This is a genomic window from Chondrinema litorale (assembly GCF_026250525.1).
In the GTDB taxonomy this organism is placed as follows: domain Bacteria; phylum Bacteroidota; class Bacteroidia; order Cytophagales; family Flammeovirgaceae; genus Chondrinema; species Chondrinema litorale.
In genome coordinates this window covers 94,950-105,716 of sequence record NZ_CP111062.1, presented here as the reverse complement: position 1 = coordinate 105,716, position 10,767 = coordinate 94,950, and the positions used below count along the sequence as shown (strand labels likewise).

General features: G+C 31.8%; 8 protein-coding genes. 3 read left to right on the top strand and 5 right to left on the bottom strand.

Translation table 11 applies throughout. The features are described from left to right. Positions 1–246 precede the first annotated feature (246 nt). The 3 genes from OQ292_RS38655 to OQ292_RS38645 all read left to right on the top strand — a co-directional run bounded on the left by OQ292_RS38655 (position 247) and on the right by OQ292_RS38645 (position 3,065). Positions 247–1,239, top strand: coding sequence for an IS110 family RNA-guided transposase (locus OQ292_RS38655; RefSeq protein WP_284689538.1), 993 nt, complete (start codon positions 247–249; stop codon positions 1,237–1,239). 454 nt (positions 1,240–1,693) lie between these two features. Continuing rightward, complete coding sequence (locus OQ292_RS38650) at positions 1,694–2,047, top strand: BfmA/BtgA family mobilization protein (protein WP_284689537.1); 354 nt, start codon at positions 1,694–1,696, stop codon at positions 2,045–2,047. Between the two features lie 22 nt (positions 2,048–2,069). Then, complete coding sequence (locus tag OQ292_RS38645; protein WP_284689536.1) at positions 2,070–3,065, top strand: DUF4138 domain-containing protein; 996 nt, start codon at positions 2,070–2,072, stop codon at positions 3,063–3,065. Between the two features lie 16 nt (positions 3,066–3,081). Here OQ292_RS38645 and mobF read toward each other — a convergent pair whose 3' ends face one another. The 5 genes from mobF to OQ292_RS38620 all read right to left on the bottom strand — a co-directional run bounded on the left by mobF (position 3,082) and on the right by OQ292_RS38620 (position 10,752). Beyond that, complete coding sequence (gene mobF, locus OQ292_RS38640) at positions 3,082–5,844, bottom strand: MobF family relaxase (protein ID WP_284689535.1); 2,763 nt, start codon at positions 5,842–5,844, stop codon at positions 3,082–3,084. Between the two features lie 32 nt (positions 5,845–5,876). Then, positions 5,877–8,063, bottom strand: a complete 2,187-nt coding sequence (locus OQ292_RS38635; RefSeq protein ID WP_284689534.1) for a type IV secretion system DNA-binding domain-containing protein — start codon at positions 8,061–8,063, stop codon at positions 5,877–5,879. 65 nt (positions 8,064–8,128) lie between these two features. After that, a complete protein-coding gene (traM, locus tag OQ292_RS38630; RefSeq protein WP_284689533.1) occupies positions 8,129–9,112 on the bottom strand; it encodes a conjugative transposon protein TraM in 984 nt (327 codons plus the stop codon). 52 nt (positions 9,113–9,164) lie between these two features. Continuing rightward, positions 9,165–9,779, bottom strand: a complete 615-nt coding sequence (locus OQ292_RS38625) for a hypothetical protein (RefSeq protein ID WP_284689532.1) — start codon at positions 9,777–9,779, stop codon at positions 9,165–9,167. A 37-nt stretch (positions 9,780–9,816) separates the two neighbouring features. Further along, a complete protein-coding gene (locus tag OQ292_RS38620; RefSeq protein ID WP_284689531.1) occupies positions 9,817–10,752 on the bottom strand; it encodes a hypothetical protein in 936 nt (311 codons plus the stop codon). Between the last annotated feature and the right edge of the window lie 15 nt (positions 10,753–10,767).

The following is a 10,767-nucleotide window of genomic DNA, read 5'->3' as shown; positions in this document are numbered from 1 at the left end:
TATACAGACATCTCTCCCTTTAGGTTTGTGGTATATAATTTTTCTTAGATTTAAAAAGTAAACTGATAGGGTGAATCATCATTTCTCCTGGGATTCCATTGTTGATGAAGGCCCACCAATCGATTCGATCCCTATCAGTAATTTTTAGGAGCAGGTTTCAGATAGAAATTTGGGAATCCTTAAAGATCGTCCCATTCCATTAAAGGGTTTGAAAAAAGCTCCATTTACAAAAAACACTTTAAAGATATGAAAATCATGCATTCTGTAGGAATTGATGTAAGCAAGAAATCCTTTGATGTCTCTATTTCAAAAGAAGGACATCTGTTTTATCTAGGCAGTTACACGAATAGTAAAAAAGATATTGTTGTTTTCATAAAAGACATGAAAGGTCAGGGACTCTTGCCTAAAAATACTTTATTATGTATAGAACATACTGGGATATACACACAGCTACTACTAGAGATACTCTATGGTAAAAAATGGCAGGTATGGCTTGAACAGCCGATCAACATTAAAAAGTCTTTGGGTAATCGTAGAGGCAAAAATGACAGGATAGATTCACTACGTATTGCTGAGTATGCCCAAAGGTTTCAAGATAAGGCCATTCTATGGCGAGCTCCCAGAAAACAGATGGTTAAGCTCAGACAATTGGTTTCTGTAAGAGCCAGACTACTCAAAGCAAAACAGATGATATCAGTACCAGCTACTGAACTGTGCTCTATATTAGACAAGGATACCAAAGCTATCAATACCAAAGTGATACAAGAACTGGCAAACCAGATAAAAAAGGTAGAAGCAATGATAGATGCTCTCATAAAGGATGATGGTAATCTAAAGAGGCTACATGATATTATTGTCTCTGTGGCTGGTGTCGGAAAGGTTACCTCATGGCAAATGCTGGTATACACCAATGAATTCAAGGATTTTGACAATGCTAAAAAATTCGCTTGCTACTGTGGAGTTGTCCCATTCGAGCATAGTTCAGGAAGTAGTATCTATACAAAACCAAGAGTCAGCAATCAGGCCAATAAGAAAATGAAGGAACTTCTACATATGTCTGCCTTATCTGCTACACAGATGAAAGGTGAACTCAATGATTATTATCTAAAAAAGGTAGGAGAAGGAAAGAAAAAAATGTTGGTATTGAATAACATCAGGAACAAGCTCATTCATCGGATATTCAAGTGCATCAAAGAAGACAGGAAATATGAAAAAAATTATAGGTTTATACTTGTTTGAACCATAGAAATCGATGGACTGCCCCCTTATATATTTTTAATATATTTTGGGCAGTCTATCGGGAATTTTAAGAAGTTCTGTAAAATAATCTTTAAACCACTTATCACACTGAATACCAGCACTTTACAAAAGTGTGACTTATTTCTTCATTTGAAGATATGAAATATCTAGTATTGTAATTATATTTTCGATTATATTCAATATATATATTCTTGAGAAAATCGCCCTTACAGATATATTCAGCCCACTTTTTGACTATAATTTTTCTATATTTTCTTCTATAATATTTCGCAAAAAAAGATGGTAGATCTATTTTTACCTATAATATGGGACTATAATTATATTTTTGATTATATTTAATTTATATCTTTTTGAGGAAATAAGCTCCTCAGATACTTCTAGAACGCTTTTTGACTATAATTTTTCTATATTTTTTTCTATAATTATCTTTAAAATGAATCCTATATACAAACCTGTCCAATTAGATGTACAAACTCACAAAAATTTAACGCTTCTAGCAAAAAGACATAAAAGAAGTATTAAGCAATTCACTATAGACATGATCCAGTTTTTTGAAAAAACTGGGATTGATCCCGCTGATGCGAAAGCTTCTTCTTTAACTGAAGCTGTACAAAACCTAAAAAGTGAAACACTAAAGATCAATCAATTAAATCAAGAAATACAAACTTTACACGACACCATTAAAAGAGGCTTTACAATTGTAACAGATAATCAGCAAGGATATACCAATTCTACTAAAGATGCACTAAATTTATTAATGGCTGAAATTATCAAAATAAATCAATAACCTTATTTAATTCCTATTGCTCATGAGATTTCTTTTTGAGGATAAATTATTGTTGCTGAAAGTATGTGTTAAAAACTTCTTTTTTAGAGTAGTACTTCTTTTACTCTCATTTTTCTTTCCAACATTTATTGCAAATGCATATGATACTGTATTTGTAGCTACCAACTTTACTACCCATTTATTATTTGAAGATTCTATCATTCATACAGAATGTTTGCCAGCAATTTCTCCCGTTTATGATGAATCTGGCTTTATGGTAGACTCTGTGATGCAAGTAGGATTAAATATCGATCACAATAAAATATATCTTTATGCCAATACCAATCAATTACCAAATGCTAATTTGTATGTAGAAACAACTACTGGTATCTACATGTTTATCCTTGTATATAAGGAAACTCCTAAAAAACTTTTTTCCCATATTGAAAGAAATAGTGCTATCTATAATAATAAAACGGCTGGTAATAATAAAGTTATTACAAATAGCATTACTGAAAATACCGCTCCATTAACTCATGAAATAACAACTAATACAACAGCCTTTTCTAATTCAACCTCTGAAAGGAGAAATAATAATACTAGTAAATTTGATAATTACTGTGAGCAAATTATACAGAAAGAAAAATTTCAAACTGCAACTGCTAAAAGAGATATGAGGATAGAGTTTGCTGTAAGTTATCCTTATACTTCAGGTGAGTATACCTATATTCATGTCTATTTGAATAATCTGTCTAATATTCCTTTTAATCTGAGAGGGGATATTTTATTTATTTCTAGTGAAAAAAGCAAAATAAAAAGACAAACTGTAACAGAAATAAAACATGATCCTGTATTTGTCTATAATCAAAAATCAGAAAACATTCAAAGAGGATTTCCACTACATACCATTTATGTTTTCAAAAATTTCACCTTACAGGATAGTAAAAAGCTTTCTTTACATTTAATTGAGAAGGATGGAGGACGAGATATTACACTTACTTTAAATCATAATTATCTTCTAAATGCCAAGAATTTATAACCTATATTGACTTCATTTATAATCGAGATTTCATATTTCTTAGAGTATTATTATTATTTAGAGTTACTAATGAATTATTATTCATTGTTTGTTTTGTTTCTACTTTCATCTCAATAGCTGCTTTTTGGTTTTGATCTCGACTGATTGATTTTTCTAGTTTTTCAACGTCATCAGTATACACATGGCAACCTTTATTTCCTCTGCTAACATCCACATACCACTGTTTTAACCCTGCAGCCTGGTGGCTATCTCCTGATATTACAGGAATAACATAGTTTAAGGTACTGCCCTGAATGCTATGAGAAGTACGAGTATATGCATAATCTAAAAAACCAAAATCTTTTGGAAGCCTTATTCCATTTTCAAACTCTAACTCTTTGCTATGAAATGCCTTCACTTTAAGAATCTGACCATTATATACTCCATCTTTTTTTGAGTTGAAATTTATTTTTATCATCTCACCTTTTGCAACTGCCATTTTTTCCTTTCCATACACATTAAATTTAATGGCCTCACTAATGGGTAAGACAGCTTTTTTTTGAGTTTTCAAATCTTTTATAAAAATACCTTTATGATCTATACTTATTACCTCATGCCTACTAGACTTTACAAATCCCTGCTTTATTCCATCTATTCCTTTTGAGTTTTGAATAAATTGAATAATATGACCTCTTTCATAATTACTTGTATCTTTTCTTTCTGCTATTGTCCAATTTTTAGACTTGTAGACAAACAAAGATTTATCTTTATTATCTAAGAATTTTCGATCTTTCAGTTCCTGCCTAATTGCAAAAGATATTTGATTTTTTTCTTTATGAATAGGTGCGGTAGCAGCAACAGTCATTCCCTTTTCTGATAAGTTAGCATATTGTTTTGCTACCTCTTTATAAATATTATCTCCTTCTTGATGAATCCATTCAAGTCTTTTTAACTGATCTAATGAATCCTTGATCTTACCTTGAGTGATTGCTTCTACTGCAATTTTATAATCCCCCTTTTGTCTCCATATGTGATTAATTTCTGCTATACTCACAGAATCTTTCATATACTTAGAAACCATTCGAAAGGGATTTCCTCTAACTACAGATTCATGTTGGGTTTCATCTCCCATAAGTATAACCCTAGAATTACATTTTTCAGCTAACTGAGCTATCTTCAACATAGATTTTCCACCTAATAACCCTGCTTCATCAATAAGCCATACTTTACCTTTAGCTTCTTCTTGTAAATGAGTCGACTTCTCAAGTATTTGAGTAGTGTTCACATTTTTAAATCCATCTTTTACAAGTACATCTACAGCATTGGTAGTGGGAGCAAATGCCATAAAATCCTTTCCTAAAAGTTCTCGTAATTCCTGACAAGAAGTAGTTTTACCCACTCCTGCCCTACCTTTCACTAAAGTAAATCTATCTCTTGAAGAAAGTACATGCTTAACTGCTGCTCGTTGACCTTGGTTTTCCTTACATTCTTTCTGCAAAAATTCATGCTTAAATTGGTATTGAGTAGCATCTTTAACAATAGGATTTAAAATATTTAATCCTTTTTGAAATTCAGAAAGGATTTTAAGCTCTTCTTTAATAACCTCTATCGTAGTGACTTCTGCTACTCCTTTATAATCTTTCCCAAATTTCAATCTTTGGTTTTCTATACTAGCGATCTCTATCTGTTTTACAGTAGTTTTACCAATTCCATTTATAATGGCATCAGCCATAAATCTACCTTTCTTTACTACACTATTTCGTTCAAAATTGGATTCGATAGCATAGTTCAAAGATCGTTGAGCAGCTACACTCTGTTTTAAATAGTATTGCTGAGAAACTTTATCATTTTGATTTTTTACAAATTGTTTTAACCTATTTTCTTTAATCTTCTTAAGTTGCTTTCTGTCGTTACTACTTAATTGAGCTTTCCAACTCTTCATTAATAAAACTTCTTTAGTTTTAATTTTTTCACCTCGGGTAAACTCTCCTAACTTGTCTCGTTCTTTATCTGAAAGTAGTCGTCCTTTTGCTTGCTGCAATTTCATCTCTGCATTTTTAACTTGTGTGCTTCTCTTAGAAAATTTTTCAATCAATGCTTCTGAAAAGCCCTTAATCTCCCATTTCTTACCTTTCCGTTGAATTTCATATCCTAGTTGTTGCAAATGTTCAGCAAGCGTCGAATGATAAATGGCTTCATAATAGGATAAGTTCGAGATTACATTTCCAAATTCTGCTGCTTTCCATATACCGTCATAGTTTCTAGTATAATTCCAAAGCAAAATATGACTATGCAAAAACATATCTTCTTTATGATTACCTACTGCCCTTGCTGTATCATGGTTAAATACACTCGATAATAAATTTCCAGTATCTTCATTGGCAAAAGTATTTTTTTTGAGTCCAGCTCTTTTTCTTGCCTGTACTTCTAATTCCATATATTTCAACATAGTTTCTACAGCTTCACTATGTGCTTGCTTTATACTATCATCTTTTAGTAAGGCCCATGCAATTGAAACTGATTTTGGAGGAGCTATTACCAACTCTTCATTTAACCTAGGAAGTTTAATATCCCTCACTTTAAGTTTTTCTCTAGTTACTGGATGCCGATTCATGGCTAAAGAATCATACTGTTCTTCTGTTACAGCACCTACTAAACCTAATAATTCCGCTCCTTTACCCACCCACTTACCTTGTGAACTACCACCTTCCTCATGATAGTTTAGATGTTCTTTAAAATACTGTTTTTGAGCTTTCTGAGTATCGGAGTCTTTCCAATCTCTTGAAACATGTCTAAGCATTAGTGAGATTATTACAATGAATTTAATTGTTTTCAATTAGCTTTTTGAGCTACAGATTGTCTATTATTTTGACCTGAGCAAAAACTTTTAGCATCATTTACAATCAATTCTACTTCATCAACAATCTTTTTTTGTACAACTGATAATTTATTCTCAAAATCATCTGAGTCTACTGCATCACATTGATCATTCCCTATCTTCTTGGAAGGGTGTTGAACATATTTTAGCCTGCCTTTAGAGAGTAACCTATAGCCCTCTTTAGTTTGGGTAGATGCTATTACCTCTCCTTTCCTTAAATCACTAAACTCACCAGGCTTTACTCTAGGTTTATTTACTTTTCTGGTAGTACTACTTGTTTTATCACTCCCCTTTTGTTTAGTCTCACTTTTTTCATCTACCTCATCGTCCCCAAATATCTCACTCATTTCTTTAGCAGTTTTCCCTTTTGAGTTCATAACAATCAAGTTATAAAAACCTTGAAAGAACTCTTCCGCCGTATTTTTTAATTCTAATCCATAAGTATGGCTATTTTGCAATGCTGCGATTATACTACCTCCACCTTCTCTTACTGTGGTGAGTATATGGTTTAAGTCAGGAATGATATATTTACTCAGTTCTTCAAAGAGCACAAACCATTCTCTTTTCCCTCTGTTTCGCATCTTATTCATGCCTATTGATACAATTGTTGAAATCAATGGGGAATAAACTGTTTGCATATCTTCATTACACCCAATTGCCAAAACTCCACCATTCACATTGTTGTTTAGATCTAAAGAAAAGTCATTGCGTGTAAGCAAATACATAGAAGGTTTATCATCAATCTTGGTAAGAAAGCTTCGCAGTTTCCCCAAGGTACCACTAGCTTGTTCACCTGCACCATTGGTAATACAACTTCTAATATCAGCAACCATAGGTTGGATATCAATATTTTCAGCCATCATTGGTAATACTTTTTCTAACTCAAAATGGCATACTAAGCGAATAAGATGAGGAATGGTACAATAAGCAGGATATGATTCTTTTAAAAAGAAAATGATAGCAGCAAGTAAACTCTCTGCCGAATCAGAAAAATAAGCATTTCCTGTATCTTCTGCCCTGGCTAGGTTTTTATGTAGAGTCATAGCTACTAGCTTTGCTTTAGCCATATTATCTACTTCTTTAAGGGGGTTGCATCCTAATGAATGTTCTGGATTATGAAATGACAAATAATAAAATGGGTATGACAAATTGTATTTACCATACTTTTCCAAGTAAGTTGCATAGGCTGTTTCAGCAATGTCGTGTTGCTTGTAATCTACTATTATTCCACATCTTTTATTTAAAATGAAACTATGAACGATTTGCTTTAATATAGTGGTTTTACCAAATCCAGATCCACCAATTAAAAGTATATGATTTGTCCAGTCAGTGATATTTAGCCATCCTCCCTGAAGATATTTCATTGATAAGGCCATATGGGAATTTACCTTTCGATGTATTTTGAATTTGACTTTCCGTTTATGATCATGCAAATTAAATATTGCTATAATCCCCAGAATATTTATCAGCCACATCAAACTATAAATAATCAAATCATACCCCTGATGTATATAATGCAAGAGACTATAATAATTAATTTGAATTACTACTCCTGCAACCAATAAAATAACCCCTAAAAAAATATTACCTCCATATTGTTGCCAATGACTTTTCCATTTAAATGCAAAGGCAATCAATATTATTAATTTAAGAACTACAAAAATTATTGAGTCAAAAAAAACTGTGACCAAACCAGAATAAAGAACATAGCTTTCAATCAATATGAAAGCTGAACCAAGAATTAATAAAGTAGTAGTAATAATATCTTGATAGATAAAAGTGGGTAATTTAATTTTAGTTTCAGGGCTGTTTTCAGTTTGCATGTCCACTAGAATCAAAGGAGACATCAATAAAAAAAATAACCCAAAAGGAAGAATTATTGGAAAATAAATAAAGATGATAGTATATAAAGCAATAGCCAATATTGTAGTAATGAGTGATGCTGTTTTACTACTTTTTTGCAAACAGGCTATAAAAATACTGAGTGAAGGCAACAGAAAAGTTAACATCAAAAAGATCTTCTTAATGATTTCTACAGGAATCTGATGATAGATTGCTAGAAACTCATCAGTTGTTAGGTTCATTTCTATTAGCCAAATTACAAGCAAAACGCCTATAATAATGAATTGAATAAATACCATAGAAATAGTATCTCTCTTATGATCTTTCATCCCTTAAAATTTAAGATTAGTATATATTGAAACTTTCAAGGTTTTAACAATACCTCTGTTTTTGCATTGAGCACAATAGATGATTCAGCAATTTTTTTCTTTGCCGCATTAATAGTTACATTTTGTAAAAGAGGAATCGCAGAAGTATTGATAGTTGCACCTGAACTACTATTAATCGCATCAATTTTGGCTCCACGTGCTAATTGTTGTTCTATTAAGGAAGGAGCAAAAAGACCTCTTGTATTGTCACCAGCATCATATGCATGTAAAACCAAGTTATTTGTTTGGATTTCAATTTCTAGTCTATCTTGTGCAAAACTTACCATACCATATAAGAAAGTTCCAGCACTAATTTTTTCCCCTTTAATAATAGCATCTTTTATTACTACAAGTGTCACTCTTGAGCCATCTCTAACTTTGGTTTTCTCCCAAACTTGAACCATTATTTCAATACTACCTCTATCAAATGAATGACTCCCAGAAATTGGAGTACCTTGTTTATACCTTCTGAAAATTCTAATTTTTGATGTTGATTGCTTCACTGATAGACTATCAGATACTGAAGATATTTTAGCTTTAGGTCTTCTATTTTCTTCTTGTGTCTGAGTAGTAACACTAGTTTCAAGAATGACTTTTGTTTTTTGTTTTTTGCTTAACTTAGCTTGATTAACATTAACTTCTTGCTGGCTATAATCAGCCATAGTAACAGTATTTTCTTTTTTACTTTCTGTTTTTTCTTTAGGAGACAAAAAACTAAAAAAACCTGATGTGCTATCTTTTTTAAATCTACCTTGTAACTCATTATAACCACTTGGCTTTCTATCTTCTGCTACCTTAAAAAAGTCTTCATTATTCTGCTTATCAAGCACTTCTTTTTTTTCACTATTAATATAAGTTTCTTGTGTATCTGTTGATTCTCTTACACTAATTTGTCTAAACTGATAAGCACTTAAAAGTAATGGTACTGTAGCTATAATGATTATACGAAATATTGTGAATTTCACTTTAAAAAATTCCATGGTATTCTATATATTTTTCATTAGATATTTAAACCGATGTACCAGCTTTTATTTAAAATATTGGACTGATATCTACTATTTTCATCTCCATAAGTATCGCCCCATCTGTGTTTATAGAATTATTAATGGACAAATCCATAATTTTGAAGACCAGAAATAAATTACGCTTATTTACTTCTTCTGCATTGATATAAAGAGATTGACTGCCATATACTACTCCAAACGCTGGATCTGTACTCATATCAATTGCTATAGAATCAATTTGAACTCCTGTTCTTGCAGATGTGTAACTCCCTAGAATATCAATCATTTTTTCTTTTTGATGTTGAGATTTCACATAATTTAAAGCGCCTTCACTAAGAAGGCTTTCTGCTTGTATGAGCTGATATTCATAGTTTGAGCTTTTTGCAGCAAAACAGAGTCTATAAACTTTTTCCACATGATTCATATATTGAAACTTTCTTTGATATGGAGTATTAATACACCGACTATAAGCCTCATTCACCTCATTTTTATATTGCATATAGATTATTGCCACTGTTAGCATACAAGCTGCAGAAAAAACTAACAACATATTTCGCAATAAATCAAAATCGCGTTTATATCTTGGTAATGAAAGTACATCTTTTAAGGCAGGTACTTTAGTAATCTCTCTTCGAGTTTTCATAAAAAAATAGATTTGGACTGTAAGATTGATAATTTCCCTATTTCACCTTAAGACCAAAAGCAGCCAATTTTTTGCCGACTGGAGTCGCTTGTATCAAATTGGAGGTGAGTGTCATGGAAGAATTAAAAGCTTGACCTATTGTATCTCCTGTACCTATAATTAACCCTGTTAAATAAAATGCCGAAACATATAAACCAAAGATGGATACATTCAATCCTAACCGTCCAATAACTTCTGTCAGTTTTACATCATTTCTAAGTGGGTCTCCAGTTTGTAAAAGATTTGTAAGCATAATCTCATACACATTGGCATTTAAAATATGTAGTACTGTAAATACAAATAATGTCTGTACAAAAGCTCCCATCCAACGTAATCTTGCCTTTTCAAAATAAGGTAAAATAGAAAAAGCCAATGCAAATGGACCAAGTGTGAACAGTATTCTATGAGATACTAATGCGAAAATCTGAACTGAGGTCCCTACGATGTAACACAAGCAAACAAATATGCTATCGATAAGTAAAAAAATTATCTTTTTGTAATTTAGATTGATCAATACATCCCAAGCATTCATTTTGGTACCATCTGGTTTTAATATTTCTTCTCCAGACAATAAAGCCTCAGCCTTTTCTTGATTTAAAACACCAACATTCTCCAACTTTACATTTTCAACAATATCGTTCATATCAGGAGCTGTAGCAGTATTAATTGCCTCTATCAAAAAATCTACGAAACTGAAAATTGGATAATAAGCCCATATGATACCTATTACAATAAATCCTTTAATTACTCTTGAAACATCAAAGTATTTCTCTCCACTTGTTTGCAGTGTAGTTTTTAAGTAGTTGTGTCCTAAATCTATCATAAAAAATACTTTAGCCACTAATCCAGATATTATGATCATTTTCACAGTATGATCACTTACTACATTAGTAACTATATCAGCCTTTAGCATTTCTGATATCACATCTTTCATATCAGTTGAATTTTG

Bases quoted from the DNA above. Each gene is read 5' to 3' on its own strand.
- OQ292_RS38620 (WP_284689531.1), bottom strand. From the start codon at position 10,752: ATGAAAGATGTGATATCAGAAATGCTAAAGGCTGATATAGTTACTAAT.
- OQ292_RS38645 (WP_284689536.1), top strand. From the start codon at position 2,070: ATGAGATTTCTTTTTGAGGATAAATTATTGTTGCTGAAAGTATGTGTT.
- OQ292_RS38625 (WP_284689532.1), bottom strand. From the start codon at position 9,779: ATGAAAACTCGAAGAGAGATTACTAAAGTACCTGCCTTAAAAGATGTA.
- traM (WP_284689533.1), bottom strand. From the start codon at position 9,112: ATGGAATTTTTTAAAGTGAAATTCACAATATTTCGTATAATCATTATA.
- OQ292_RS38650 (WP_284689537.1), top strand. From the start codon at position 1,694: ATGAATCCTATATACAAACCTGTCCAATTAGATGTACAAACTCACAAA.
- mobF (WP_284689535.1), bottom strand. From the start codon at position 5,844: ATGCTTAGACATGTTTCAAGAGATTGGAAAGACTCCGATACTCAGAAA.
- OQ292_RS38635 (WP_284689534.1), bottom strand. From the start codon at position 8,063: ATGGTATTTATTCAATTCATTATTATAGGCGTTTTGCTTGTAATTTGG.
- OQ292_RS38655 (WP_284689538.1), top strand. From the start codon at position 247: ATGAAAATCATGCATTCTGTAGGAATTGATGTAAGCAAGAAATCCTTT.